This is a genomic window from Streptomyces noursei, from assembly GCF_016917755.1.
Classification (GTDB): Bacteria; Actinomycetota; Actinomycetes; order Streptomycetales; family Streptomycetaceae; genus Streptomyces; species Streptomyces yunnanensis.
Map to the genome: position 1 here is coordinate 9,494,193 of NZ_CP070326.1, position 26,568 is coordinate 9,520,760.

Consider the following 26,568-nt stretch of genomic DNA (forward strand, 5'->3'; position numbering starts at 1 on the left):
CGGCGATTGCCGTGCACGCAACTTGATGCTTCGCGAGCACTTCGACCACCGGGCGAATAACTCGGCAATCGGGCAATCCGGTGGCCGACCGGGTGTCGTTGCTGGAGTAGTGGTGGCCGTCCCCTTCCGCCCCACGACGGGGAACGGGGTCTTGCCCCTCACATGCACCGATTCCTTTGCGGTCGCGCGTCGCTCGGCGGCACTGCGGATTCAGTCGACGCCGGGAGGAAGGAACTCACCCGTGCGCTACAAGGTAACTGCCACCCGTATCCAGCTCTGCGAGCGCTTCATCCGAGCCGCGGACCGCGACACCGCCGCCAAGAAAGTCCAGGAGGAGTTGGACCGCCCCTACGGGCATGTGGGCACTTGGTGCACCAAAGACACCAACCTGGATGTCCAGGAGTGCGAGGAGAATCTCGGCAAGGCGACCGATCCCGTCGATGAAGGCGGCCCGCTCGTCATGTCCGTCAAGGAAGCCGCGGCTCATCTCGGCGTGTCGCGCTCGGTGATGTACGAGTTGGTCAGGACGGGAGAGATCGGCCATCTACCTCTCGGACACAGAAAAATGATCAGCCGCAAGGCGATGGAGACCTTCGTCGAGGCCAACACGCGAAACCGCTCCGGCCAGCTCTGACAACACTTCTTGAACATCGGCAGACCTCGCGCCGGTCAGGCGGCTCTCCCCCTCACCGGCCGTGGGGACTGTAGGGGCTCCATCCGTTCAGGAAGGGCTTGAGGTCATCGTGCCGGGGCTCGGGCACCTCGGGCAGGCGAAGCGGCCCGCTGAGTGGATCAAGCGCACGTACATGGGCCTTCGCCCAGGACAGCCACGCCTCGGCCGCCGTGCGAACTGCCCCCTCCGGCATGGCGTCGATCCGGTCGCTGGCCGCTGCCAGGTGGGCGGAGAGTCTCGCCGCCCGCCGCCACGCATTCTCCTGCTGCTCCAGCACACGGACGCGGAACGCCTCGGCGCAATCGGCATGAGCCTGTGCCGTCGCCGCTTCCCATCGACGGCGCTTGAGCCTGCTCTGCTCCTCTCGCTCGGCTCGCTCACGTGCGGCGGCCAGTCCGCGCAGGTCCACTTCCTGAAGGAGCTCCGGCAGCTGGTCCTCCAGCGGGCGGCCGGCGATGTCTCTCCAGGTCGACTGGCGGTGAGTGGTCCCTCCGTTCAGCGTGATGGTGAGACGGTCGGAGGGCACGTGGTCGTAGATGGGAATCTTGGCCCAGGAGTACCGCTCGGCGTCGGCCAGGCACTCGCCTCGTTCTCGGCAGCGAGGGGCGTGCCGGGAGCGGGGTCCTGCGATGAGGCGGGGCGTACGACCGTTGACCGCGCTCCGGCCCCGGGATTGCGTGGGTTGCGCTCCCGCCCTGCCGCGGACACCGGACAGGTCCCGTGCTCCAGGTAGTGGCGACCCGCCACCGTTGCTTCGGCACTCCACCCGCCGCCACGTTTGCTGACCTTGGCCAGGCCGCGGTTCTGCAGCGCCTGCGCACTCGCCTTGTAGCTGAAGTCGTCCTTGCCCCATGCCCCCGCGGGGCAGCCTCCGACAATCCAGCGAAGGGCTTCCCTCTGCCGGTCGTTGAGCTGGGCCTTGGCCATCGCTTCCTCCTGCTCGCATCCCGTGGACGATGAGGTGTCGGTCAGCATCGCTGTCCGGTCACGGCTTCCTCGGGCCGGTCGTGCCGTCGTGCGGAACGCCTCGACCGGTGATGGCGGGCCAGAGCAGGGCACGCACCGAGGTTCGACCGGGACCTACCTGTTCACGGATCCGACTGTTCCGGGACCCACGTCTGCATGTCAGTGCGGACCTCTACGGTGGGAGATCACATGCTGCCGAGCAGTGCCGAGCCAGTGACGGAGGAGGGCGAGGGGCGTGCGCAGGGTTCCACCGGAGATGTTCCGGTTCACCACGGGTGAGAGGTCCGATCTGTACGGGGCGGTGCTGGACGCCTTCGGTACGGCCGGCGAGCACCTGGAAACGGCACTGGGGCTCGACGCCGTACGGGAGGGGCTGCGCGCGGTGGGGTGGCTGGCGGCGGTCGAGGACGAGGACTTGCACGAGGCGCTGAAGCAGCTGGGGCGCTGGGGGCTGCTGGAAGTGGTCCAGAACCACGCGGAGAACTACCGCACCGCCGAGGAGTACGAACGCCGCAATCTGCAGTATTCGCTGACCCGTCGAGGCGAGGCCGCGCTCGCCGGGGTGCGGCACGCCCTGGAGGTCCTCGCCTCGACGGGGGCACTACAGACGGCCGTGCTGGAGGCGATCGCGGATCGTCTCGACGAGCTGTGCCTCCTGACCGGTGAGCCCGCCTCGGCCGATCGCCGGATCTTCAGCACGCTGCGGGAGCTCGAGGGGCACCTGGAGGCGCTTGTGGAGAACACCAAGGCGTTCAACGGTGAGTTGCAGCGGCTGCTGCGCGCCGAGGGCGCGGACCTGGAGGTGTTCCGCGAGGTGAAGGCCGCCACCGTCGCGTATCTGCAGGAGTTCCTGGTCAACCTCGACCGGCGCGGTCAGGCCGTGGCCGCTGCCGTGGCCCGGGTGGAGGTCCAAGGAATAGCCATGCTGCGGGAGCGGGCCTTGCGGGGAGCCGAGCTGCCGCCGATGGCAGGTGAGGATCCCGCGGCCGGCTGGCTGGAGAGCCGGCGGGCACGCTGGGCGGGCCTGCGGTCCTGGTTCCTGCCGGAGGAGGGCGCGCGGCCGCGGATCGAGCAGCTGCACGACATCGCCCGGCGGGCCATCGTCTCCCTCTTGCAGGTCCTGGAGCGGATCAACGAAGCGCGGCGCCGCTCCTCCAGTGCCGTGCAGGACTTCCGGGAGCTGGCGCACTGGTTCGCGGCGGCTCCGGGGGAGGAAGATCTGCACCGGCTGTGGTCGACGGCGTTCGGCCTGGGTTCGGCGCGGCACGCCCACCTCGTCCACCCCGACCCGGAGTTGGTCCCGTCGTCGCTGCCGTGGTCCCAGGCTCCGCCCGTGGAGGTGTCGGCACTGCTGCGTACCAGCGGCAGGACCGAGCGGTTCACACGTACGGCCAAGGTGCGGGATGTCGCGGCGGTCAAGGCGGAGCGCGCCGAGCAGGCCCGCAGGGAACGCGTCGAACTCGCCCGCGCATGGGCGGATTTGGCGACGGACGGACCGGTGCGGCTGTCCTCCTTCCAGGAGCTGGACACCGCCGTCTTCGCCCGGCTGCTCGACCTCCTGGGTCGAGCCATGTCCACCCTGCCGGATGCCATGGGAGTGCGGCGTGCGACCACCGGCGACGGCCGGGTGGAGATCGCCCTGTCCTCTCCTCCCGACAGCCGCACCGCCGTGCTGCGGACGGAGCGCGGCGTGCTGGCCGGACCGGACTACGTCGTGTGCATCACGGCGGCGGGTGGAGCGGGTGCGTTCCCGGCTCCGCGCGCCGCACGACAGGAGGTGGCGGGATGAGCACGCTCGCCAATCAACTGGCCGCCGCCGAGCGGGAAGAGGTGGCCCGCGGCATCCGCCTGCTGCTGGCTCGCCCCCTGCTCACCGAGGCCGCCGACCCGCCCGGTTTCGATCTGGTGCGGCGCCGCCGCGAGCCGCTGGCCAAGTGGTTCGACTACACCTGTGGCTGGAGCCTGGTCGTGGAGCCCCGCCGCGGGTACGCGCGGCTGGCCAAGGTCCGCGCCGGTGTCGATGCCTCCCGCCCGGCCCGCAGGGCGCGTTCCGGCCGGGCGCCGTTCGACCGCCGGCGCTATGTGCTGCTGTGCGTCACCGCCGCCGAGCTGCTGTCGATGCCGATGACGACCATCGGCCTGCTCGCCGATCGCGTCGTGCAGGCCACGGCGACAGATCGGGCGCTGCCCGCCTTCGACCCGGTCCACCGGCCGGAACGGATGGCGTTCGTCGACGTCCTGAAGTTGCTGGAGGCGTACGGCGTGCTGCGGGCCGTGGACGGCGCGACCGAGGCGTACGTGGCGTCGGCGGAGGCCAAGGTGCTCTACCGAGTGGACACCACCTTGCTGATGAGGCTTCCCACGGCTCCTGTCGGAGCCTCTCGGCTGGCCGTGCCGCCGGACGAGGTGCCGCTGCGGTTCGAGGAGCTGCTGGCCGGGCTGGTGCGGGAGCGGCGTTATGGCGGCGCCCCCGAAGCGGCCGGTCGCGGCGAGCGGGAGGAAGTACGCAACGAGCCCGCAGCTGCCTCGGACACGCAGCGCAACCTGTGGCTGCGCCACTCGGTCCTGCGCCGCCTCTTCGACGACCCCGTCCTCTACCGCGTGGACCTCACCGACGAGGAGCTGGCCTACGTCACCTCCCTGACCGGACGCCAGATCCTGCGCCGCTCGGTCGAGCAGGCCGGCTTCGTCCTGGAGGAACGGGCCGAGGGGTTCCTGCTCGTCGATCCGGACGCGCTCGCCACCGACCTCCGCTTCCCCGACGACGCGTCCACCGCCAGGGTTGCCGCGCTCCTGCTTCTGGAGCCGGTCTGCTCCTCGCCCGGGGGAATGCTGCCCGAACAGTTCGCCGAGGCCGGCGCCGATCTCCTCCGTCGCTTTCCCCGTTGGGCGAAGGCGTACCAGTCCGCGGACGGTGCGGTGCGGCTGGTCGAGGACGCCGTGCGGGTGTTGTGCGACGTCGGGCTGGTCCGACGGACCGGGGGCCGCGTCGTCGCCCGCCCGGCGGCCTACCGCTACCGCCTCGCCGAGACGACGAGCACCGATGCGGACGACAGGCAGAGACGCAGGCACAGGAACACTCCGGGGGCGGGCCCGAACCCGCCTGCGACGCAGAGTACGACGCCCGCGTTCGAGGGACCGGACGAAGGAGACCAGCAGTGAGCGTGACGGAACTTCCGCTGCCACGGACACCGGAGGCGCCCGCCGGCCCGCCCCAGTCGCCCGGGGACGCGGCGGACGTGGCCCGGGGCCGCTGGCAGCCGTACCGCGCGGGCATTCTCAACGTCTGGCGCTACTACGACGAGACCTTCACCTTCCACCAGGGTCGCCTGCTGCTCCGCGGCCAGAACGGCTCCGGCAAGTCCAAGGCCCTGGAGCTGCTGCTGCCCTACCTCCTCGACGCCAGCCTGCGCCCCAACAGGCTGTCCACCTTCGGTGGTTCGGAGCGCACCATGCACTGGAACCTGCTCGGCGAGGGCGCCTCCGGCAAGACCCGCGTCGGGTACGTGTGGATGGAGTTCCGCCGCATCGGCGAGGACGGCACGGAGCAGTGGTTCGGCTGTGGGGCGCGGCTGCAGGCGAGCGTGCACACCAGCGGGGTGCACGCCGACTACTTCACCACCACGGGCCGGATCGCCCACCCCGACGGTCTGTCCCTCACCAACGAGTCCGGCCAACCGCTGACCCGGGCCACCCTCGCCGAGGCCGTGCGTGACCACGGCGCGGTGCACGCCTCGTCCGCCGACTACCGCACCGCGGTACGGCGAGGGCTCTTCGTGGGCATGAGCGAGCAGCGCTACGAGTCACTGCTGACCGCCCTGCTCCAACTGCGCCAACCCAAACTGTCCGAGCGGCTCGACCCGTCACTGCTCTCCACCCTGCTGTCCCGCGCCCTGCCCCCGCTGGGCGAGGCCGAGGTCGCCGAACTCGCCGAGGGCTTCGAACGGCTGGACCGCCAGCGCGAACACCTCAAGCAGCTCGACGAGGAGGTGGCGGCGGCCGAGACCGTCGCGGCCCGCCAGCGTAGCTACGCCCGACGTGTGCTGCGTGCCGGTTCCGCCGCACTGATCTCGGCGACCACCGAGATGGACAACCTCACCCGTGTCGCCCGCCAGAGTGCCCAGGAACACGAACGGGCCCTGGAAGGGCGGGAGTCGGCCCAGGTGCAACGGGAGGAACAGGAGCGGCGCGGGCACGCCCTGGAGGAGACCATCGAGGGCCTGCGGGAGAGCGACGCGTACCGGCAGGGCGAGGAACTGGACCGGCTGCGCCGCCGTACTGAGGAAGCGGCCACCACAGCCGGGCGGCTGCGTACCGCCGCACAGACCGCGCGCGACCGGGCGGAAGACGACCAGCGGCGCGCCGACGAGGCGGTGCGCCGTGTCCGCACACTCGACGACCACGCCCACCAGGCCGCCGAGGAGGCCCACCGGTCCGCTCGGACGGCGGGCCTGGAGTCCGTCCACCACGAGGCGAAGGCACTCCTCGACGAGGTACGCGCGCCCGCCGACGGCACGATGTCGGCGAGGGGCACCGGCACGACCGAGAACGCACCGCCCGACAGAACGACGGCCGAGGACCGGGCCCGGCGGGTCCGGCAGCTGCTCCGGGGCGCGGTCACCGCCCGGCGAGCGCAGATCACACGCGTCGCCGAGGCCATGGAGGCGTACGAGCGGGCGGTGCGCGACCGCGGCACCGCCGAGGAGACGCTGGAACAGACCCGCACCCGGCTGGCCGAAGCCGCCGGCCGGCGAGACGAAGCAGCTCGCGCCTGGGACGACGCATTCGCCGCGCTGGCGGGGCGGCTGCGCGTCTGGGCCGAGGGCTGTACGGAACTCCGGATCACCGACCCTGAGGAACTGGTCGCCAAGGTGGCCTCCGAGACCCAGGTGACGGCCCAAGTGGAGGCCGCCGCGCGCACGGTGGAGCGAGAGATCACCGAGGGCGAGGCCGCGGCCCGGGGCGGGCGCCGGGCCCTGCTGGACGAGCGCAACGGCCTGGTGGAGGAGGTGGAGCGGTTGCGCGGAGAGACCGACCTGCCGCCCTCGCCCCCGCCCACCCGCACCGCGGACAGATCGACGATGGCCGGCGCGCCGCTGTGGCGGCTGATCGCCTTCCGCGAGGACGTCCCCGTCGCCGTCCAGGCCGGAGTGGAGGCCGCCCTGGAGGCGTCCGGTCTTCTGGACGCCTGGGTCGGCCCTGACGAGAGCGTCAGGCTGCCCGGCCACGACACCCGGGCCGATGAGGCCCTGGCCGTGTCCGCCCCGGGCACCAGCCTGCTGGAGGTGCTGCGCCCGGAGGAGGACCTCCCGGTCCCGGTCGGGACCGTCACCCGCCTCCTCGCAGGCATCGCGTACGGCACGCGTCTGCCCGACGGCCATCCGGCGGCCGTCTCCGCGGAGGGCGCCTGGCGGCTCGCGCCCGCGACGGGCACCTGGGGCAAGCCGGAGCCCGCCCACATCGGTGCCCTCGCCCGGCAGCGGGCCAGGCAGCGCCGGATCGGTGAACTGACCGACCGCATCAGCCGGACCAACGCCTCACTGGCCCTGCTCGACGATGAGCTGCGCGCCCTGACCACCCGCCGCGCCCGGCTGGACGCCGACCTGTCGACCCGCCCCGACCACCGGGAGCTCGACGCCCGGCGCCGTGACCGGGACCGCGCCGAGGAACGAGTGGCCGCCCGGGACGACTCCGTCCATGACGCCGCGGTACGCCTGGAGGAGCGCGAGAACGACGTGGCGGCCATGCTGCGCGCGCTCAGCCGGCAGTCGGCGGAACACGGCTTGCCCACCGACCGCGGCCGACTGCGCGAACTGTCCACCGCCGTCGATGCGTTCCGGGACACCGCCGACACCTGGGCCGACGCCTGTCTGAACGCCGTCGCGGCGGCCGGCGGCGCCGGGCAGCTGGCCACGCAGGCGGCCCGATCGGATCAGACCGCCCGCGAACGATCCGAGGAAGCGGCGGCCGCGCAGGCCGAGGCCGAGGGGTTGCGGGCGCGTCTGACGGCGGTGGAGTCCACCGTCGGCGAGGACTATCGGCAGGTCGTCGCGCGCGTCGCCGAGGCACGGAACGCACTGCGCCGCTGCCGCGACGAAGCACGGCACGCGAGCGAACACCTGCTCCGTCTGGAGCGGCGGATCGGGGAACTGCGAGCCACCAGCGAACGGGACGCCGAGCGTCGGGAGCAGGCCGTCGCAACCCGGGACAGTGCGGCACGCCGCTTCCGCCACCTGTGCCTGGCCGGCCTGGCCGAGGACGCCGGCAGCACGCTGGAGCTCCGCGCCGAGGACGGGGCCAAGGCCACTTTGGAGGCCGCCCGCACGACCGCGGCGAAGTGGCCGGACATGCCGCACGCACCACGCAACCTCGGCGACGCCGCCACCCGCCTGTCCGAGGCGGTTCATCAGGCCCGTCAGCACCTGGGAGCCCGCACCGACCTGGCTCTGGAGGCCGACGAGGACGTTCAGCTCTTCAGCGCCAGCCTGGACGGCGTACGCGTCGGGGCGGCGGGCCTGCTCGGCGCGCTGACGCAGGAGCGCGACCGCAGCCGGGACGACATCACCGCCGCGGAACGCCGCCTGTTCGACCAGATCCTCACCGGCGACATCCGCCGCCATCTCGCGGCCCGCATCCGCCAGGCCGGCGAACTCGTCGACCGGATGAACGGCCACCTGGAACACGTCCGCACCGCCTCCAACGTCGCGGTCCAGCTCGTGTGGCAGATCCGTCCGGACCTTCCCGACGGCACCCGCACCGCCCGCGAGCTGCTGCTCAAGGACCCGGGGCGGGTCACCGAGGGCGACCGGGAGGCACTGCACGCGTTCTTCCGCTCCCGCATCGAGGAGGCCAAAGGAATTGACACGGCGGCGAGTTGGGAGGAGCAGCTCGGCGAGGTACTCGACTACACCGCCTGGCACCAGTTCACCGTCCGCCTCGACCGTGCGAACGGGGCGGGCTGGCAACCGCTCACCAAGAAGCTGCACGGCGCACTCTCCGGCGGGGAGAAGGCCATCGCCCTCCACCTGCCGCTCTTTGCCGCCGTCTCCGCCCACTACGAGGCGGTACCCGAGGCACCGCGGCTGATCCTGCTGGACGAGGTCTTCGTCGGCGTCGACACCGTCAACCGCGGGCAGGTCTTCGCCCTGCTCACCGCGCTCGACCTGGACCTCATGCTGACCTCCGACCACGAGTGGTGCACCTATGGGGAGTTGCCCGGCATCGCCGTCCACCAGCTCCTCACCGGCGCCGACGACGACGCGGTCACCAGCGCCCGCTTCGTGTGGAACGGGACGGACCTGGAGACGCACCAGGACGCACCGGCGTCGCGGGAACAGTCGCCGGAACGGCCGTGGGAACGGCCGTGGGAACAACAGCCCGCCACCACGGCCGACGAGCAGGACGCGCCGTCAAGCGTGACGACGGAGCCGGCGCCATGACGCACAGCGGAACGCCCCGGGGCGCACGGGCCCTGGCCCGCACCGAACTGCGCCCACTGTGGCAGGCGGTCCACGACCGCCTCTCCTCCGGCCGGCCCGTCACCCGCGTGCGCCCCGGTCCCCTCGACGACCCCCAACGAGAAGCCCTCGCCGACCTCCTCGGCCTGGACCGCCTGCCGGACGCGCGCCCTTCCGTCCTTCTGTCCCGCCTGGAAGAGGCGGTGGCCGAGAGCTGCGGCCACACGGTACGCGACGTCGTCGCCGAACTGATCGGCCCGCTCAGGGACCGAGCGTCCGAACGGCGCCGCGCGGAGGACGAACGGGCCGGCCTCTGGGTATGGCTGGACGGCCACAGCACCGTACGGGCTCAGCCCGCACTCGCCGACTGGGCCGCCTCCTGCCGAGCCGCCGGCCTGGTCGGCGGCTCACCGGAGCGAACCCGCGCCCTGCTCACCGACGCGCTCGCAGTGCTGACGGCGCTCCCCGCCCGAGGAGAGCCACTGCCCGCCTTCGCCGCCCGGGTCCTGAACGGCGACTCCCACGCCCTCGACGACGGCACCCGCCTCTCCTCCCTCGTGCTGCGTGCCCTGGCGGCCCTCTACTCCACCGACCCACCACAGTCCGCGGAGGACCGGCGCGCCCTGTGGGGCCGTGCCGGCATCGCCGACGACGAGCTGTCGGCCACCGTCCTCGCCGCCGGGCTGCGGCCCGTCGGCGACGGGCCGCTCGCCCGCGTGACACGGGCGTGCGCCGAGGCCGAGCAGGCGGCCAGCCTCACCCTCGCCCAGCTGCGCGCCCCAGGCACCTTCGCCTTCCCCACAGGGGCCACGCCGGTCGTCCACATCGTGGAGAACCCCAGCGTGCTGGCCCTCGCCCTACGCCGCTTCGGGCCGCTCTGCCCGCCGCTCGTCTGCACGTCGGGATGGCCCAACAGCGCTGCCATCAGCCTCCTTCGCCTGCTCGCGGACCACGATGCGGCCCTGCGCTATCACGGCGACTTCGACGGCGAAGGCATCCGCATCGCCGCGTACGTCCTGGACAAGACGCCCGCCCGGCCCTGGCGCATGACGGCAGCGGACTACCGCACCGCAGCCGCCCGCACGCCGCACGGCCCCCCTCCCGGCCGTCTGACCGCGGCTCCCTGGGACCCGGAGCTGACCACGGCGATGGCGGAGCACGGTATCGCCGTAGTCGAGGAACTGATCGCCGACGTGCTCCTGGAGGACCTGGCCGATGCCACTCGGCCGGCGCGAGGACAGCAATGAACACCCCAAGAGGGGTACGCCAGGACGGTGTTCCTGGTTGGTACGCGATTGGGCTGTTGGAGTGAACGTCCGAGGGGGGACTTGCACCTTACGCACATGCCAGCGATGCGGGGCGAGTTGCGGCTGCCGTAGCCGGCGAGAAGGGCATCCGCTGGGGCGGACGCCCCCTCAACGCCGCAGCCTGACCGACCGCGAACCGCAGCCCCGGAGTGCCGAAAGGGACAAGTTCACGAGAAGGACAGCGACAGAAGGACGGCTCAGGAGGCGGACGGCTCGATGTCCCCCGCAAAGACGATGACCTGGTCGATGAGGCTCCGCCGCAGATGGACGACGTCCGTTCCCGCCAGGCGGGGGCCTCCATCCGGCGTGGTGAAGACCCACTGGTACCGGGCCCACTCGTCAGGCATGTCCACCGCCGAGCAGCGCACCATCGTGCCGGTCCCCGCCGGGTGGCGCCGGATGTCCAGCACGAACCGCTCGACCGCCGCGATTCCTTCGCTGCGACCCAACGGCCCCCAGAAGACCACGTCTGAGGTCAGGGCCTGGGAGAGCAAGGCAGTCACATAGCTGTCGTCCGAGGCGTTGAACGCGGAGATGAACGTGTCGATCGCGGAGCGTGCAATCTCTTCCTGCATGCCCCAGTAATACCAGCCGTTGCGCGTGCGCTCGTCCCGCGAGCCGCCTTCCGATCACGGTGAGGTTGTGGACGGGTGAGTGAGGTCTCGGCCGCTGGATTTTGAACGGGTGAGGGCCTTCCGGTTCGGTGTGGATTGCGACGTCTACACCAACAGAAAGGCCCTCGTGCCCCACCGTAATGCACCCCTGACCGAGACCGGACGCCTGCGCCTGGCCCGCTGCGTGGTCGAGGACGGCTGGCCCCTGCGCCGGGCAGCCGAACGCTTCCAGGTCTCCCCGACCACCGCCCAGCGATGGTCAGACCGCTACCGAGAGCATGGCGAGGCGGGCATGGCCGACCACTCCAGCCGCCCGCACCGCAGCCCGCACCGAACCCCGACCCGCACCGAACGGCGGATCATCAAAGTCCGGCTCCTGCGCCGGTGGGCCCGGCCCGCATCGCGGGCCTGCCTCCCGGCTCTGTGCCTGCCCGAGCTGGCCGAGCTGCCCAACCCGCAGGTGACGGCACGCAGGACCCTGCACCACATCGCCCACCGCGTCCGCAACATCCCACGCCTGGGCGACCTTGCCGCCAGCCGGCTCCACGCGGCCACCGACACGCTCGTGACCAGGGGCCAGTTGCTCCACCTACCCGAAAAGCAGGCCGACGACTACGAATTCAACGGGCGGATCCTGCGTCTCGCCGAGGACCTGGCCCTCCTCAGCGCCAACCCCGACCATCTCGTAGAAGCCTGCGCTCAGCTCGCCTCCATGGACCCGCCGACGGTCGTGTCCCCCGCGCCGAGCCGGACACTGATCCGCGTCGTCGACGACAACCTTGACCCTGACTACGACCGTCCAGCCCGGCTCCTGGAGCGCCACTCGGAGCACCGCCGGGCCGAGACCCTGGCCGCCCTCGCCGCCAACCCTCACACCCCGCACGCCGCCGTCGGTGACGTCCTCCAGGTGCTGCACCCCGCCGAGCTGGTCTGGATCGCCGAGAAGGTCGAAAGCCCTGACTGGTTCATCAACACGGCGGCGGCCGTCCCGGCCGCAGAGGAGGAAGACGACGGTGTGCTGCGGCTGCTGAGCGACGACGAGCTCGGCAAGCACCCCGACCCCGCAGCCGTCCTGCAGTCCTGGCTCGACTTCCCCGCCGCCGATGAGATGCTCTCCCGCTCCGATATCTACCGAGCAGTCGTCAAATCCCGCCACCACACCCCGGAGCATCTGCGCCAGATCCCCGCCGACGAGATCCTCTGCCGCCACGAACCCGAGGTCGTACTGAAGATGCTGCTGGACCACTGCGGACGCAGCACCGACCGGTGGACGGCACTCGCCGCCGCCATGTCCTTCCCATACGACGAAGAGAGGATCACATTCGGAGAACTCCTCGACTCCCTGCACGGCGTACCCACCCGAGCACAGACATCCTGACCTGGGACCGGTCGGATGCCGGCGACGTCGAACAGCACGCCTGTCCGAAGTGTGACGCACGGCCGGAATACGAGGCACCCATGCGGAGTACAGGGGGGTGGCTGGGGTAGAGGCATGCGGTACTTGCGTGGAGCAGTCAGGAGACCCCGGTATGGAACGGCCGGGCGTTGCGCCGACGGCTGGAGGTTCTCATGACGCACGTCGCTACGGAGCTGGCTCCCTGGGTCAATCTGGAGAAGTATCCCGTTTCGGAACTGGATGGCTCGGCCGGACGAGCGCTGGTCGACGAGGCACGGGCATCGTTCAACGACACCAGTCTGGTGGTCCTGGACGACTTCCTCCGGCCGGAGGCAGTCCGGCAAGTGGCGACCCGGTCGCTCAAGGACGCGGAGAGCCTCGGCTTCCGGTTCACCGGTAGCAACGACGTGTTCCTCGGCACGGGCGAGCCCGCCGCCCCGGTGCACGGACAAGTGGGCCGCGAGCACACCAAGACGACCCTCGCCTACGACCGCATCGACGAGTCCTCACCGCTCAAGGCGCTCTACCGCAGCGAGCCGGTGCTCGCGTTCGTCCGCCGGGTCGTGGGCGAACCGGTGTACCGCTCCGCCGATCCGCTGGGCGCCATGACCGTCCACGTGCACCACGACCGTGACGAGCAGGACTGGCACTTCGATGTGTCGCAGTACACGATCGTCCTGCACATCCTGGCGCCCGAGAGCGGCGGCGTACTCGAATACGTGCCCCGCTCGCGCGCTCGGGCCGAACAGGACCAGGCCGAACTGCGCGCCATCGCCGGGGGCGAGCGGCATCCGCTGATCCACGAGCTGCCCACTGTCCCCGGCACGCTCGTCCTGCACTCCGGCAGGAACTCCATGCACCGCGTCACCCCTGTAGAGGGCACGACACCACGGATCAGCGCCACCATGTCCTACAACTCGGCACCCGGCGGACAGCTCAACGAGTACACCCGAAGCCTGTACTTCGGCCGGCCCCAGTAGCCAGCCCCCTACCGGCGTTCAAGGTTGAGAAATGCCGCCGACTTGAGTACCGAAGGTGACCGGCAATTCCTGTCTCGACCCGATCGAGCACGGACTGATCTCTAAGTGGACGGTTCGTGAGTCTTTGAGTCGTTCTGCGGTCGCCTGATGGTGTGAGGCGGGGGCGGAATCGGCGGGTCCGTGGTGTGGGGTCTGCTGGGGTTGGCGGGGTGAGTGAACGCAAGCCATATCCCAGCGACTTATCGGACGAGCAGTGGTCGTTGATCGAGCCGGTGATCGCTGCGTGGAAGGACCGGCACCGCTCGGTCAGCGGTCATCAGGGCGCCTATGACATGCGGGAGATCGTGAACGCGATCCTCTATCAGGGGCGGACCGGTTGTCAGTGGGCCTATCTTCCGCACGACCTGCCGCAGAAGAGTGCGACGTACTACTACTTCGCCGCCTGGCGGGACGACGGAACCGACCAGGTCATTCATGAACTCCTGCGCTGCCAGGTCCGTGAACGCGCCCGCCGATTAGAGGACCCGACTCTGGTGGTGCTGGACACCCAGAGTGTCCACGCGGCCGTCGGGGTCCCCGCCGCCACGACTGGCTACGATCCGGCCAAACGAGTGCCGGGCCGCAAACGCGGCGTGGCAGTTGACGTCCTCGGCCTGGTCATCGCGGTCGCCGTCCTCGCCGCGAACGTCCACGACAACACCGCGGGCATCGCCCTGCTGGACCAGGTCGCCGAGCACACCGGCGACACCGTCCGCAAAGCCCTGGTCGACCAGGGCTTCAAGAACCAGGTCGTCGAACACGGCGCCGGCCTGGGCATCGACGTCGAGATCGTCGAACGCGACCCCGGCTACCGGGGATTCCTGCCGCAACCGAAGCGGTGAGAGTCGAGCAGACCTACGGCATCCTGATACTGCACCGACGCCTGGTCCGTGACTACGAGCACCGCACCGCCTCGTCCGCCTCCCGCGTCTATTGGGCGATGTCCCATGTCATGATCCGCCGTCTCACCGGCACGAACACCTCCACCTGGCGCGAGGAGGCGGTAAGCGCGTGAACGTTCGCCCCCTCCTTGAGGCACTGGACCTGCAAGAGGAAGCCGCCCGGGCCCTGGCTGACGACCTTCGCGCGCAGATCGACGACCTGCAGACCCGGCTGCGGGAGGCCGAGACACACCTCGAGCACCTCGCGATCACCCGCAAGACCGTCACCAGCCTCGCCGACCAGCTCCCCGCACCCCCACCCGAACTGCCCGAGCACCCGGACTACCCGCGCATCCTCGCCGCCTTCAACGAGTCGACCGGCCCCCTGCGAGCCAAGGACGTCTGCCAGGCCCTTGGCCATGAACTGCTGCCGAAGAACGTCGAAGGCACCCGGGCCAAACTGAAGCGCCTGGTCAAACTCGGCATCCTCACCGAAGCCGACACCGGCTGCTTTACCCGGCGACAGTAGCCGGCACCGCGGCCACCACACCTGTCCCAAGCCTCACTTCGAAACGGACATCAACTCACGAACCGCCCACTAAGAGGTCCCTCACTCCCGAGCGCGTCGCAATCCGCGTAGGCCGGTCCGTCCGAGTTCCCGAACCCGCTGTTCACGCCTACCTGGCGGAATCGCGCTCTGCGGTGACGTCACCGAATCCGCCTTCCTGATGTCCGAGTCCTCATGCCCGCGCGGTGTGTCGAAGTCGACTGAGAACAGGCCGCATTGCTGCATGCTGGGCTCGGGCAGCGTGATGCGCTGGTCCTTGTAGATCGGCGCGCGCTGCGCCGGCTTCGGCGGGGCGCCGGCTTCTCCTGACGCGTCGAGCAGCGGCAAGCCCGACGACAAACCGACTCGCCTGACGCAGCGTCCGCCGGACAGACCGGCACAGCAGCCCCATCCCACTGCCTGGGGCCTACGGGCCTGCGGCCGGTCCCGGGCGTGGGCTGTGTGCCTGGCCGTGGGCAGCGGGAGCCGGCCTCATTTGCCTGCGGGCGCCTACGGGCTTGCATCACATGCATCACATGCGTCAGATCCACCCGCGTTGCTGTGCTACGTGCACTGCCGCATGTCGGTTCTCGGCGCCCAGCTTGGTGGTGGCGGAGGACAGGTAGTTGCGGACGGTCCCCGGTGCCAGGGCGGCTCGTTCGGCGACCTCCTCGATCGGGGCGCCGTCGGTTGCCAAGGAGAGGATGTCCGCCTCGCGGGCGCTGAGCGGGGACGCTCCTGCGCTGATGGCGTCGGCGGCGAGTATCGGGTCGATGTAGCGGTTGCCGGCGTTGACGGTGCGGATGATGGTGGCGAGTTGGTGGGCGGAGACGGTTTTGAGGACGAAGCCCTTGACGCCGTGGGTCAGGGCGCGTTTGAGGGGGCCGGGCAGGCCGTGACTTGTGACGATCATGGTCTTGCAGTCCGGGAGGGATGTGGTGAGTTCCTCGACGACGGCCACGCCGTCCTTGCCCGGCATCTGGAGATCGAGCACGGCGACGTCCGGCTTGTGGCGCAGCGCCATGGTGACGGCTTCGGGGCCGGTGGCCGCCTCGGCGACGATGTCGAGGTCTTCCTCCAGGGCGAGCAGTGCGGCGAAGGCGCCTCGGATGAGGTGCTCGTCGTCGGCCAGGAGAATGCGGATCATCGGTTGTCCTGTCTCGGAAGGTGCACGGTGAGTCGGTAGGTGGGGCCGGCTTCGCGGCCGTGGCTCACGGTTCCGCCGAGCGGTGCCAGTCGTTCGACGAGCCCGGCCAGGCCGTTGCCGCGCTCGGACGCGGTCTGCTGGCCGGTTCCGTCGTTGATGATGTCCAGGCGGGTGGGGCCGTGCCCGGTCCCGGTGAGCCGGATGGTGCAGGTACTCGCCTGCGCATGGCGCAACACGTTGGTGACGCCTTCGCGGACGGCCCAGCCGAGGGCGGTCTGGGCTTCCTGTGGCAGAGGGACATCGCCCTCCCGGTGGATGCGGCAGGAGACGCCCGCGGCTTCCAGCACGGCTTGGGCCCCTTGCAACTCGGTGGTCAGATCGGTGGTGCGGTATCCGTTGACCACTTCTCTGATCTCGTGGTGAAGACCGCGGGTGAGGCTCTGCACGTGGGCCATCTCGGACCGGGCCTCGGGGGCCTGCGCGAGGCGCTCCGCGAGTTCGGCCTTCAGAGCGATCACCGAGAGGTCGCTGCCGATGACGTCGTGCAGGTCTCGCGCGAATCGGAGGCGCTCCTCGGCGATCACGAGCCGTGTCTGCGCCTCGCGGGCGGCGTTCAACTGCCACAGCACGGTGAGGAACCACATCGAGGACCGCATCAGGCTTCCGATGACGACCCAGGTGGCCGCCGTGAACGCCAGGACGGCGGGGGCGGCGGCGCGGTCGGCGACCAGGACTGCGCCGCCGGCCAGGACCGACTCGCCGACGGCCACCGCCGTGTAGGCGCGGCGCCCCATGGCGGAGGACAGGGCGAACGACAGGGGCAGCGCCACCATGATGGAGGCCGGGATCAGGCTGCGGGTGCTGTCGAGCAGGCCGACGTCGTGGGCCCAGGGAAGCAGGGCCAGTTCGAGCAGTGTCACGGCCGCCATGGCGCCGATGAGGGTGGCGGAGTGTCTGGCCCGGCCGATGCTGTAGGCGACGGCGGTGGTGGCGCCGAGCCCTTGCAGCGCGGTGAGCGTGGCGATGGCCCAGCCGATGGCGGGCGGGAGCCGGTCGGCGTCCGCATGGTCCAGGTGGGAGAGGAGCGGCCAGAGCAGGGAGGCGAGCAGCAGCCACGGAATGAGGCACAGCATCCAGCGGGTGTGCGCGGTGGCCCGCTTCACGTCGATCTGGTGGCGGGCCTGCGCAGCACCCGATGCCGTACTCACGTGCGCGGTTCCCAACGGAAGTTGCGGTGTGCGCCCCAGGCGGCGAGAGCCGTCCAGGCCAGTAGCGTCACGATTGCGATCAATGTGTCGGCCGGGCCGGCGTGCTGCCCCGTCCAACCGGAACGCACCAGTTCGGTGACGGGGGTGAGCGGGAAGAAGCGCAGTACGTCGCCCATGGCGTCGGGGAGCACCTCCAGCGGAACGAGTGTGCCGGAGGTGAGCAGGAGCAGCAGGAAGCCGATGGTGCTGATGCCTTGTGCGCTTTCCGCGGTGCGGGCGGCGGCGGTGCTGAGTGCGGCGATGGCGGCGGTGAGGACCGCGCCGAGCAGCACGCCGAGCAGGACCAGGTGCGGGGCGGCCGGTGCGCCGAGCCCGGCGATGGCCGAAACCGCGGTGGCTATCAGGGCGAACTGGAAAACGGCCGCCATGGTCATGGGCACGGCAGGGCTGGCCAGGATGACGAGGTCGCTGACTTCTCCGGTGCGCAGGCGTTTGAGAACGTGCTCCTCGCGGCGCAGTACATAGGTCCCGACGAGCGGCGCGTACAAGGCCATGACCAGGACGATTCCGGCACTGGTGGAGATCATGACCTGGCCCATGGCGAGCCCGGCCCCTTCGAGGTCGAACTGCTTCATGACCGTCGTGGTGCCCATGGTGATCATGGCGGGGATCACCAGGACGTTGAACAGGTTGCTCTTGCTGCGCAGGAAGAGGGTGAGTTCGACCCTGGAGAGCGCGGCGAGGTGCGTGGTGGCGTTGCTCATACGGGTTCCTTCGTTTCCTTCCGGGCGATGCGCAGGAACGCCTCCTCCAGCGAGGCGGAACTGGCGTGCAGCTCCTCCAGTTCGAGGTGCCTGTCCCGGGCCCAGTTGAGAACCTCGGTCGCGGTGTGTTGCAGCTGGTCGGTGAGGAGTTCGACGCGGTCGGTGGCGACGGTGACTTCCGCCTGCAGTACGGCGGAGTGCGGCAGGTCGTCGGGGGTGAGGCCGGGTGGGAGGCGGAAGCCGAGGGTGGAGGGATGGGCGGCGACGATCGCGGCGACCGTGCCGGTCACCGCGATCTGCCCGGCGTGCATGATCGCCAGCCGGTCGGCGAGCCGCTCGGCCTCTTCGAGGTGATGCGTGGTGAGCACGATGGTGGTGCCCTCGGCCTGCAGCTCCTCGATGGTCCGCCAGGTGTCATGGCGGCCCTCGGGATCCATCCCGGTGGTGGGCTCGTCCAGGAACAGCAGCTCGGGCCGGCCGAGTGTGGCGAGAGCCAGGTCGAGGCGCCGTCGCTCGCCGCCGGAGAGGTTCTTGACCGCGACGTCCCTGCGTCCGGTCAGGCCCACCATGGCGGCCGCTTCGGCGTCCGGGCGGGGCGCCGTGGTGCAGGACGCCCACATCCGGATCGTCTCCGCCACGGTCAGGTCGCTGGGGAAGCCGCCCTGTTGCAGCATCACGCCGGTGCGGGGGCGCACCCTTGCCCGGTCGCGTACGGGGTCGAGGTTGCCGAACAGTCTGATCGTGCCCTTGGTGGCCGGTGCCAGTCCTTCGAGGAGTTCGACCGTGGAGGTCTTGCCCGCCCCGTTGGTGCCCAGCAGGGCGAACAGCTCGCCTTGCGCGACGGTGAGGTCGATGCCGCGGACCGCGTCGAATCCGCGCTCCCCCTCGCCTCCGTACCGGCGCCAGAGCCCTATGGCGTCGATCACATTTTGCTGTTCATTGACTTCCATGGCTCAATCTTTGCCATTTATAGACTCTTTGCATAGTGAACAGCCTCATGGGTTCGTATGACACCTGTCACGGCCACACGTGACAACTGTCAGTGATCACTAAGGCGCGCTCCGCATTTTCCTGTGACCTGCGCCATACCTCATTTCTGCACATGGGTGCTTGTATCCCCCTGCCGCCAGACACTCCTGACGATCCGTCAGGCGGCTTGGATCCCAGAACACCGAAAGCGAGCATTCGCATGACCGAGATCGTTTCCTTCGTCAACGGCCTGGACCTCGGAGCCATCGAGACGGGCGAGGCCCACTCCGACCAGACCCCGGTCCTGGCGACTCCCGCCGCCGCTCTCGCGGCCATCGGCGGCGCCAAGGCCGTCGGCGCCTTCGTCGGCGGCGCCACCGTGGTCGGCGGTGCCTACGCCCTCGGCCGCGCGGTCGGCTGACCGGGGCCGCACCGGTCCTGCCGGCCCGGCCGGCTCCCTTTCCGCAGCACCACCGCATTCACCCTGGCCGCGTCCGGGCACCGCACCGGCCCCGGCCACCCGAAAGGACACGAACATGATCGACGTCGCCGCCGCAGCGAACGAGATGGAGATCCCGGAGGAGGGCGCCATCTTCCCCATGGCCACTCCGGTGCTGGCCACCCCGGCCGCCTTCATGGGGGGCATCGCGATCTCCTCCGCCGTCGTCGGCGCCTTCGAGGCCGGCCGCAACGGATAACAACTCCCACCGTTCCCTGACCGGAACAGGTGCATCTGCTGTCTGCCGGGCCAGCGGCGGATCCCGGCCCGGCAGACACAGATGCGCCCACCGGGCGCCCCCAGTCCGTCCGTGCCACGGGCACTGCGAAAGAGATCACGTGAAGTTCGTCAAGAAGATTGCCGCCGCGGTATTCGCCCCCGCGCCGGTGAGCCGGGACCGCGCCCTCGGCCTGTCCGAACGGCTCACCGCCGTCACCACGCTGACGTCGTCCCTCGAATACCTCTCGCAGCGCAAGGAGATACGCCAAGGCGGCCTCAACGACTGGAACATCGTCAAGGACGTCCAGGCCCAATCCACACCAGTCGTCCGCCGCCTGCTGAACGCCGTCAGCGGGCCGAGGACCACGACCGCCCTGCACCTCACCCGCGCGACCGTCGCCGCCGGCATGCTGCTGCCCGGCAACTCCCGCTGGCGCGGCGCCGGAAACATCTTCCTCGGCGCAAGCTCCGCCCTGCTCTACCCGCGCCACCGCTACGGCACCGACGGCTCCGACCAGGTCGCGATCCTCGTACAGACCGCGACCGGTGCCGCCCGGCTGACCCGCTCCGCGCCGGCCAAGGACGCCCTGCTCTGGTACGTCGCGCTACAGGCGAACCTGTCGTACCTCATCTCCGGCTGGGTCAAACTCATCGGCGAGCCCTGGCGCGACGCCAGTGCGCTCGGCGGTGTCATGCGCACCCGCACCTACGGTCACCCCGGCATGTTCCGCTGGACCCAGGACCACCCCAAAGCCGCCAAGTACCTCACCCACGGCGTGCTGGCACTGGAGTGCCTCTTCCCGCTCGCCTATGCCTGCGGCGGCCGGCTGGCCCGCCCCCTCATCGCGAGCGCCGCCGCCTTCCACCTGGCCAACGGCTACTTCATGGGGCTCGGCCGCTTCGTGACCGCCTTCACCGCCATGCACCCGATGGTCGCCTACACCTCGACCCCGCGCAGCCACCCGGCCGCCGCCGGTCGGGACGACCGCGCGCTGCCCGCCGCGCTGGCCCTTCTCGCCGCGGCCACCGCCGCCGCCATGGGCACCGCCGTGCAGCGGCGGCTGCGCGCCACCGAGGGATGGCACACCTCCCGCGTGCTGACCACCCGCCACGGCAACGAGCTCCAGTACGAGGTGCTGTCCCCGGGCGACGGCACCCAGCCGGTCTTCGTGTTCGCCGCCGGCATGGTCTCCACCAGCGAGCACTTCGCCTGGATCACCGAACGCCTGGCCCAGGACACCGAGCACGGCGTCCTCACCTACGCCCGCGCAGGGTACGCCGGCAGCCGCTACCGCTCGCCCGGCCGCTTCACCCTCGGGCAGTCCGTCGACGATCTCGTCGACCTCGTCAACGGGGCCGTCGCCCCACACCGCAAGGTGATCCTCGTCGGCCACTCCCTCGGCGGCGAAATAGCCCGCCGCGCAGCCCAGCAGCTCGGCGACCGTCTGCACGGTGTCGTCTACCTGGACGCCTCGCACCCCGACGAGCTCAACCGCTCGCAGCAGCAACGTGACACCGCCGGCAAACTGCGCACCGCGCTCACCCAGATGACCTGGTACCTCAGGCTGGGCACCGGCATCCTCATGGCACGTCCGGACTGGCTGGAGTCGCTGCCCGTCGCCTACCGCAAGAAGGTGTTCGCCCAGTACGCCGACGTACGGATGTGGGACGCGGGGCGCCGTGAATGGAACGCCGTGGAAGCCGACTTCCGGGCCTTCTCCGGTGCACTGACCCCCATCCACGGGGCACACGGCCTCGTCGTCTCCGCCCAACAGACCGTCGACCGCGACCCCGACCAACTGTTGATGCACAAGGAACTCGCCGACGCCCACCGCGACGGCCGGACCGAGACCGTCGTCATCGAGGGCGCCGGCCACGACACGGTCCTCACCATGGGCCGCTACGCCCACCAAGTGGCCGACTGCATCACCGAGTTCTTCGGAATCACCACGACCGGCGCGCCCGGCACGGCGGCCGAACCCACCACAGGAATGGAGCCCGGCAAGTGACCACCCCGCGCACCGCCGCCGCGGACCTGTTCACCGGCAAGGGTGCCGGCTGGCGCATCGCCGGCGCGGCCATGCTGGTCAGTACCCTCGCCGTCCAGCATCCGAACCCCATGTTCAACCGGTTGCAGCTCAAGGACACCTTCTCCATGCTGCCCAACTGGCGCTTCTTCGCGCCGACTCCGGCGACGCACGACTATCACTTCGTGTACCGCACCCTCGGCACGGAAGGCACCACCTCGCGGTGGCAGGGCCTTGACGTGATCGAGGGCCGCAAGCCCTGGCAGATCGCCTGGTTCCCGACCCGGCGTCCCGAGAAAGCGGTCTTCGACATCTGCAGCGAGATCCTGCACGTCATCGACAAGGGCTTCGCCGTCGTCACCCGCACCGCCGGATACCGCACCCTCACCGAGCACCTGCGCGCCACCCTCCTGGACCGGGGCACAAGTGCCCGCGAGATCAAGGGCTTCCAGTTCGCACTGGCCCGTGCCACCGGCTACGACACCACGCACACCCCCGAGATGGTGTTCGTCTCGCCGTACATCCCGTTCGACCCGGGGGCGGCCGTCTCCCCACCGGCCGTCAGGGCCGGGACCACGGTGGAGGCATGAGGATGGCGCCCTACATCATCATCGCCGTCGGCGTCGTGATCGCCGCCGTCATCGCCCTCGGCCTCCTCAAGAAGTAGTCCGCAAAGCCGTACTGGCCGCCTGGACAGACCGTCCGGGACGGCAGCAAGGAGAACGTCATGAACAAGTCCGCAGTCGCCGGATGCCTGGCCGTCGGGCTCGCCGTACTCGGCTTCCTGACCGCCACCGGCACCGTCAACATCCCCATCGCGATGGGCGCCGGTGTCGCCCTCTTCATCGCGGCCGGCGTGGAGATCAAGCGGAAGAAGCCCACCCGGTGAACGCGATCGCCACCCCCGGGCCGGCCGGCGCCGTCGACGACATCGGCTACGGGCGGCAGTTCGACGGCTGGTATGACCGGCTCTTCCCCAAGGACGAGTCCGCCACCGTCACCGCCGAGCGACTGGCCGGCCTGCACCCCGAACCGGCCGCGGGAACCGTCGAGTTCGGCGTCGGCACCGGCCGGATCGCGGTGCCGCTGGCCCGACGCGTCGGCCGGATCACCGGCATCGACTCCTCACCGGAGATGCTCGCCGCCCTGCGCGCCGCCCTCGACGACGACACCCCCGTCGAGCCCGTGCACGGCGACATCCGCACCCACACGGCGGAGCACACCGCAGGGCTCGTCTACTGCGTCTGCGGCACCCTGTCCATGCTGCTCGACCCCGACGACCAGCAGCGGGCGATCCACCGTGCCGCGGACCTGCTCGCGCCCGGGGGACGCCTCGTCGTGGAGACCCACAACAAGGCCGCCATCCTCGCGCTGCACGAAGGCCGCACCCGCACCACGTACTTCACCCCGTACCCGGAACCCGGCACCGGTCTCCAGACACATTCCGTCCTGCTGACCGAGGGCAGCCTGTGGCACTGCTCGCACATCTGGTACGAGTCCGACGGCCGCACCCGCGTCGGCACCGAACTCTCCCGGCTCACCACCCCGGAAGAGGTCGACGGCTACGCCCGGGCCGCCGGCCTGCGGCCCGAGAGCCGTAGCGCCGACTGGCACGGGACCCCGTACACGGAACAATCCCCCATGTTCGTCACCACCTACGTCAAGGCAGCGGTGTGAACGTCTGGGAGATCGCCCGCGGACACACCGCCCTGCTGCTGACCGGGACGGTCCTCGGCGTCGCGGGTGCGGCGGCGACCCTCGCCCAGCCACTGGTCATCGGCGAGATGATCAAGTCCGTGGCGGCGGATCTGCCGCTGACCGGCCCCGTCCTCCTGGCCGTCGCCCTGTTCGCCACCGACGCGGCCCTCGCCACCGCCCACGCCTACGCCATCGGCCGCGCCGGCGAGAACGTCGTCTACGACATCCGGCACACCCTCGCCGCCCGCCTGCTGCGCTCCAGGCTGCAGTCGTACCGCCGTTGGGACCAGGGCGACGTGTTCACCCGGATGGTCACCGACACCTCCCTGGCCCGGGTCTGCCTGACGCAGGCGCTGGCCCAGATCGTCACCAGTGCCTTCATGGTCCTGGGCGGAATCGCGATGATGGGCCGGCTCGATCCGCTGCTGCTCGTCACGACCCTCGGCTGTCTCGGTCTCGCGAGCGTGGTCTCCCTGCTCCTCGCCCGCCAGGTCCGCCGGGTGTCGGTGACCAACCGCGAGGACACCAGTGCCTTCGGCTCCGCCCTCCTGCGGGTCCTGGGAGCCCTGCCGACTGTCAAGGCGTCGCGCGCGGAGGGGCGCGAGAGCGACCACGTCTCCGCTCTCGCCCGGCAGGCCCGGCGCTCCGGCATCCGGGTCTCCGCCCTGTCGGCGATGCTCACCCCGGCCATGAATGTGGGCACCCAGCTCGCGCTGACCGTCGTCATCGCCTGGGGCATGGCCCGTGTCGCCACCGGCGACATGGCACCCGCCGACCTGACGGCCTTCATGATGTACCTCTTCTACCTGGTGTCACCGCTGGTGATGCTGTTCATGTCCGTCGCCCAGTTCCAGCAGGGCAGGGCCTCAATCGACCGGATCGCCGAGCTCGGCACCCTCGACCAGGAGGACACCGGCCCCGGCTCCGACATAACCCTCGACGAGCACGGCATCAGCTTCGAGAAGGTGTCCTTCGCCTACCCGGGCAACGACACCACCGTCCTCGACAGCGTGTCCTTCACCGTCCCCGAGCGCGGCCTCACCGCCGTCGTCGGCCCCTCCGGCGCGGGCAAGAGCACGGTGTTCCAACTCATCGAGCGCCTCTACGCGCCGACGTCCGGCACCATCCGCATGGGCGGCATCGACATCGCCTCCCTGCCGCTCGGCCAACTGCGCTCCCTCGTCGGTTACGTCGACCAGGACCACACCCTGCTGCGCGGCACCGTACGCGAGAACCTCACCTACGCCGCCCCCGACGCCACCGCCCGCGAGATCGCCGATGCCCTCGACAAGGCGCATCTCACGGACGTGATCGCAGCCCTTCCCGACGGCCTGGACACCGAGCTCGGCGAGCGCGGCGCGGGCCTGTCCGGCGGGCAGCGCCAGCGCCTCGCCATCGCCCGTGCGCTGCTGCAACGGCCCCGGATCGTCCTGCTGGACGAGGCGACCGCCAGTCTCGACGGGGAGTCGGAGGCGGCGCTGCGCGACAGCATCGACATCATCGCCCGCCACTGCGCCGTCGTCGCCATCGCCCACCGCTTCTCCACCATCACCCAGGCCGAGAAAATCATTGTCCTGGCCGGCGGCGGCGTGCAGGCCAGCGGCACCCACGCCGAACTCCACGCGGGCAACGGCCTCTACCGCAGGCTCGCCGAAGCCCAGGAGGCCCCGGCATGACACCCGACGCCGTCATCGTGGGCACCGGCCCCAACGGGCTCGCGGCAGGCGTGACCCTCGCCCGCGCCGGACTCAAGGTGGAGCTGTACGAAGCACACGGCACCATCGGCGGCGGACTTCGCACCAAGCCCCTCTTCGACAGCGACATCCACCACGACATCTGCGCCGCGGTGCACCCGATGGCCGCCGCATCCCCCTTCTTCACCGAATTCGACCTGACCACCCGGAACGTGGACCTCCTGCGCGCCGAGGCCGGCTACGCCCACCCCCTCCCCGGTGGCCGCAGCGCCGTCGCCTACCACGACGTCGAACGCACCTGCGCGGAACTCGGCCCGGACGGGGCCCGCTGGCGGTCCCTGATGCGGCCACTGCTCGGCCACAGCGGCGAGTTGGTCGATCTGATCCTCTCCGGCCCACGGGCCCTGCCGGGAGCAGCGGCGACCGCGCTCCGTCTCGCCCCCCGCCTCCTCGCGCACGGCACCCCGCTGGCCACCCGCCAGTTCACCGGCGAACCCGCCCGCGCCCTCCTCGCCGGCGTCGCCGCCCACGCGGTCGGCCGGCTCCCCACCCTGGCCGGCGCCACCGTCGCCCTGCTCCTGGGCCATCTGGCACACACCACCGGCTGGCCGCTGCCGCGCGGTGGCAGCGCACGGATCGCCGATGCCCTCGCTGCCGACATCACCGCCCAGGGCGGGGTGTTCCACACCGGCCGGCACATCGTGGACCTGCGTGAACTACCGCCCGCCCGAGCCGTGTTGCTCGACGTCGCCCCCAAGGGCCTGCTGCAGATCGCGGGTGACCGGCTGCCGGCCCGCTACCGCGCCCGGCTGGCACGGTTCCGCTACGGGCCCGCCGCCGCGAAGGTCGACTTCCTCGTATCCGGCCCCGTCCCGTGGGCCGCCCCGGAGACCGCCAGGGCCCCCACCGTGCACCTCGGCGGCACCCAGGCCGGCATCTTCCGTCAGGAGACCCTCACCACCCGCGGCATCGCCACCGGCGAACCGTTCGTCCTGCTCGTCGACCCGGCGGTCGCCGACCCCGGCAGAGCACACCACGGGAAGCGCCCGATATGGGCGTACGCGCACATGCCGCACGGCAGCACCACCGATCCCTACGACCTGATCCGGGGCCAGATCGAGCGGTACGCCCCCGGATTCACCGACACCATCCTGGCCCACCGCAGTATCACCGGCGCCGCCTACGAGGAGTACAACCCCAACTACGTGGGCGGGGACATCGGTGCAGGAGCGATGACGCTCAAGCAGAGCCTGGCCCGACCCGTCCCCCAGACCGACCCGTACCGCACCCCGCTCCGCGGCCTCTACCTGTGTTCCGCCGCCACTCCCCCCGGCCCCGGCGTGCACGGCATGTGCGGCTACCTTGCGGCCCGCTCGGCACTACGCCGCGAATTCGGCATCCACGAAGCCCCTGCGCTCGCGCATCGGCTGTGACACTTCGCCAGGCCCTGTCCAGCCCAAGGCGACAGCACCCCCCTTACAGC

The 26,568-nt window shown here is 70.7% G+C and carries 23 protein-coding genes and 2 pseudogenes; 18 read left to right on the top strand and 7 right to left on the bottom strand.

Going from position 1 to position 26,568, the window contains the following annotated elements:
• The first annotated feature begins 241 nt into the window (after positions 1-241).
• The gene (locus JNO44_RS41410) at positions 242-634 is read left to right on the top strand and encodes a helix-turn-helix domain-containing protein (protein ID WP_205369084.1); all 393 of its coding nucleotides are present in this window, start codon (positions 242-244) and stop codon (positions 632-634) included.
• A 52-nt stretch (positions 635-686) separates the two neighbouring features.
• Here JNO44_RS41410 and JNO44_RS41415 read toward each other — a convergent pair whose 3' ends face one another.
• Positions 687-1,199 (bottom strand): hypothetical protein, encoded by a 513-nt coding sequence (locus JNO44_RS41415; RefSeq protein WP_240167892.1) that lies wholly within the window; start codon positions 1,197-1,199, stop codon positions 687-689.
• Between the two features lie 675 nt (positions 1,200-1,874).
• On the opposite strand from JNO44_RS41415, the gene JNO44_RS41420 reads away from it, so the two are divergent.
• From JNO44_RS41420 to JNO44_RS41435, 4 genes are read left to right on the top strand one after another with little or no spacing between them, the layout of a single operon-like run.
• Positions 1,875-3,428, top strand: coding sequence for a TIGR02677 family protein (locus JNO44_RS41420; protein ID WP_205369085.1), 1,554 nt, complete (start codon positions 1,875-1,877; stop codon positions 3,426-3,428).
• The gene (locus JNO44_RS41425) at positions 3,425-4,801 is read left to right on the top strand and encodes a TIGR02678 family protein (RefSeq protein WP_205369086.1); all 1,377 of its coding nucleotides are present in this window, start codon (positions 3,425-3,427) and stop codon (positions 4,799-4,801) included. The genes JNO44_RS41420 and JNO44_RS41425 overlap by 4 nt, the downstream gene beginning before the upstream one ends.
• Positions 4,798-9,078, top strand: coding sequence for a TIGR02680 family protein (locus JNO44_RS41430; RefSeq protein ID WP_205369087.1), 4,281 nt, complete (start codon positions 4,798-4,800; stop codon positions 9,076-9,078). The genes JNO44_RS41425 and JNO44_RS41430 overlap by 4 nt, the downstream gene beginning before the upstream one ends.
• A complete protein-coding gene (locus JNO44_RS41435) occupies positions 9,075-10,343 on the top strand; it encodes a TIGR02679 family protein (RefSeq protein WP_205369088.1) in 1,269 nt (422 codons plus the stop codon). Before JNO44_RS41430 ends, JNO44_RS41435 begins: the two co-directional genes overlap by 4 nt.
• 257 nt (positions 10,344-10,600) lie before the next feature.
• Here JNO44_RS41435 and JNO44_RS41440 read toward each other — a convergent pair whose 3' ends face one another.
• The gene (locus JNO44_RS41440) at positions 10,601-10,978 is read right to left on the bottom strand and encodes a nuclear transport factor 2 family protein (protein WP_205369089.1); all 378 of its coding nucleotides are present in this window, start codon (positions 10,976-10,978) and stop codon (positions 10,601-10,603) included.
• 166 nt (positions 10,979-11,144) lie between these two features.
• On the opposite strand from JNO44_RS41440, the pseudogene JNO44_RS44245 reads away from it, so the two are divergent.
• The 5 genes and pseudogenes from JNO44_RS44245 to JNO44_RS41460 all read left to right on the top strand — a co-directional run.
• Positions 11,145-11,443, top strand: a pseudogene (locus tag JNO44_RS44245) (leucine zipper domain-containing protein); the annotation flags it as partial.
• A 304-nt stretch (positions 11,444-11,747) separates the two neighbouring features.
• Positions 11,748-12,395 carry a hypothetical protein gene (locus JNO44_RS45420; RefSeq protein ID WP_420882728.1) on the top strand — a complete coding sequence of 216 codons (648 nt, stop codon included), beginning with the start codon at positions 11,748-11,750 and terminating at the stop codon, positions 12,393-12,395.
• A gap of 191 nt (positions 12,396-12,586) precedes the next feature.
• On the top strand, positions 12,587-13,393 hold the full coding sequence (locus JNO44_RS41450) for a HalD/BesD family halogenase (protein WP_205369091.1): 807 nt from the start codon (positions 12,587-12,589) through the stop codon (positions 13,391-13,393).
• A gap of 209 nt (positions 13,394-13,602) precedes the next feature.
• Positions 13,603-14,447: pseudogene (locus JNO44_RS41455) on the top strand (IS5 family transposase).
• Positions 14,444-14,842 (top strand): hypothetical protein, encoded by a 399-nt coding sequence (locus JNO44_RS41460; RefSeq protein WP_039631487.1) that lies wholly within the window; start codon positions 14,444-14,446, stop codon positions 14,840-14,842. Before JNO44_RS41455 ends, JNO44_RS41460 begins: the two are co-directional and overlap by 4 nt.
• Before the next feature lie 559 nt (positions 14,843-15,401).
• On the opposite strand, the gene JNO44_RS41465 is transcribed toward JNO44_RS41460, so the two are convergent.
• The 4 genes from JNO44_RS41465 to JNO44_RS41480 are packed head-to-tail and all read right to left on the bottom strand — an operon-like array spanning position 15,402 to position 18,929.
• On the bottom strand, positions 15,402-16,007 hold the full coding sequence (locus tag JNO44_RS41465; protein ID WP_205369092.1) for a response regulator transcription factor: 606 nt from the start codon (positions 16,005-16,007) through the stop codon (positions 15,402-15,404).
• Positions 16,004-17,215, bottom strand: coding sequence for a sensor histidine kinase (locus tag JNO44_RS41470; protein WP_205369093.1), 1,212 nt, complete (start codon positions 17,213-17,215; stop codon positions 16,004-16,006). Before JNO44_RS41470 ends, JNO44_RS41465 begins: the two co-directional genes overlap by 4 nt.
• A complete protein-coding gene (locus tag JNO44_RS41475) occupies positions 17,212-17,979 on the bottom strand; it encodes an ABC transporter permease (protein ID WP_205369094.1) in 768 nt (255 codons plus the stop codon). The genes JNO44_RS41470 and JNO44_RS41475 overlap by 4 nt, the downstream gene beginning before the upstream one ends.
• Positions 17,976-18,929 (bottom strand): ABC transporter ATP-binding protein, encoded by a 954-nt coding sequence (locus tag JNO44_RS41480; protein WP_205369095.1) that lies wholly within the window; start codon positions 18,927-18,929, stop codon positions 17,976-17,978. The genes JNO44_RS41475 and JNO44_RS41480 overlap by 4 nt, the downstream gene beginning before the upstream one ends.
• A 239-nt stretch (positions 18,930-19,168) precedes the next feature.
• On the opposite strand from JNO44_RS41480, the gene JNO44_RS41485 reads away from it, so the two are divergent.
• The 4 genes from JNO44_RS41485 (at position 19,169) to JNO44_RS41500 (ending at position 22,283) form a co-directional block, all read left to right on the top strand.
• Positions 19,169-19,369: a hypothetical protein gene (locus tag JNO44_RS41485; RefSeq protein WP_205369096.1), complete on the top strand. Its 201-nt coding sequence runs from the start codon at positions 19,169-19,171 to the stop codon at positions 19,367-19,369.
• Between the two features lie 115 nt (positions 19,370-19,484).
• Positions 19,485-19,646 (top strand): hypothetical protein, encoded by a 162-nt coding sequence (locus tag JNO44_RS41490; protein ID WP_180990269.1) that lies wholly within the window; start codon positions 19,485-19,487, stop codon positions 19,644-19,646.
• Between the two features lie 139 nt (positions 19,647-19,785).
• Entirely contained in the window at positions 19,786-21,675 is a 1,890-nt protein-coding gene (locus tag JNO44_RS41495; RefSeq protein WP_205369097.1) for an alpha/beta fold hydrolase, read from the top strand.
• Entirely contained in the window at positions 21,672-22,283 is a 612-nt protein-coding gene (locus JNO44_RS41500) for a hypothetical protein (RefSeq protein ID WP_205369098.1), read from the top strand. Before JNO44_RS41495 ends, JNO44_RS41500 begins: the two co-directional genes overlap by 4 nt.
• Before the next feature lie 10 nt (positions 22,284-22,293).
• Here JNO44_RS41500 and JNO44_RS44705 read toward each other — a convergent pair whose 3' ends face one another.
• A complete protein-coding gene (locus JNO44_RS44705; RefSeq protein WP_268826603.1) occupies positions 22,294-22,422 on the bottom strand; it encodes a hypothetical protein in 129 nt (42 codons plus the stop codon).
• On the opposite strand from JNO44_RS44705, the gene JNO44_RS44250 reads away from it, so the two are divergent.
• Genes JNO44_RS44250 through JNO44_RS41515 form a run of 4 tightly spaced genes read left to right on the top strand, consistent with a single transcriptional unit; the run spans position 22,421 to position 26,518 of the window.
• On the top strand, positions 22,421-22,582 hold the full coding sequence (locus tag JNO44_RS44250; RefSeq protein WP_235094866.1) for a hypothetical protein: 162 nt from the start codon (positions 22,421-22,423) through the stop codon (positions 22,580-22,582). The genes JNO44_RS44705 and JNO44_RS44250 overlap by 2 nt on opposite strands.
• Positions 22,579-23,370: a class I SAM-dependent methyltransferase gene (locus JNO44_RS41505; RefSeq protein WP_235094865.1), complete on the top strand. Its 792-nt coding sequence runs from the start codon at positions 22,579-22,581 to the stop codon at positions 23,368-23,370. Before JNO44_RS44250 ends, JNO44_RS41505 begins: the two co-directional genes overlap by 4 nt.
• Positions 23,367-25,067, top strand: coding sequence for an ABC transporter ATP-binding protein (locus JNO44_RS41510; RefSeq protein ID WP_205369100.1), 1,701 nt, complete (start codon positions 23,367-23,369; stop codon positions 25,065-25,067). The genes JNO44_RS41505 and JNO44_RS41510 overlap by 4 nt, the downstream gene beginning before the upstream one ends.
• Entirely contained in the window at positions 25,064-26,518 is a 1,455-nt protein-coding gene (locus JNO44_RS41515) for a phytoene desaturase family protein (protein ID WP_205369101.1), read from the top strand. Before JNO44_RS41510 ends, JNO44_RS41515 begins: the two co-directional genes overlap by 4 nt.
• The last annotated feature ends 50 nt before the right edge of the window (positions 26,519-26,568 follow it).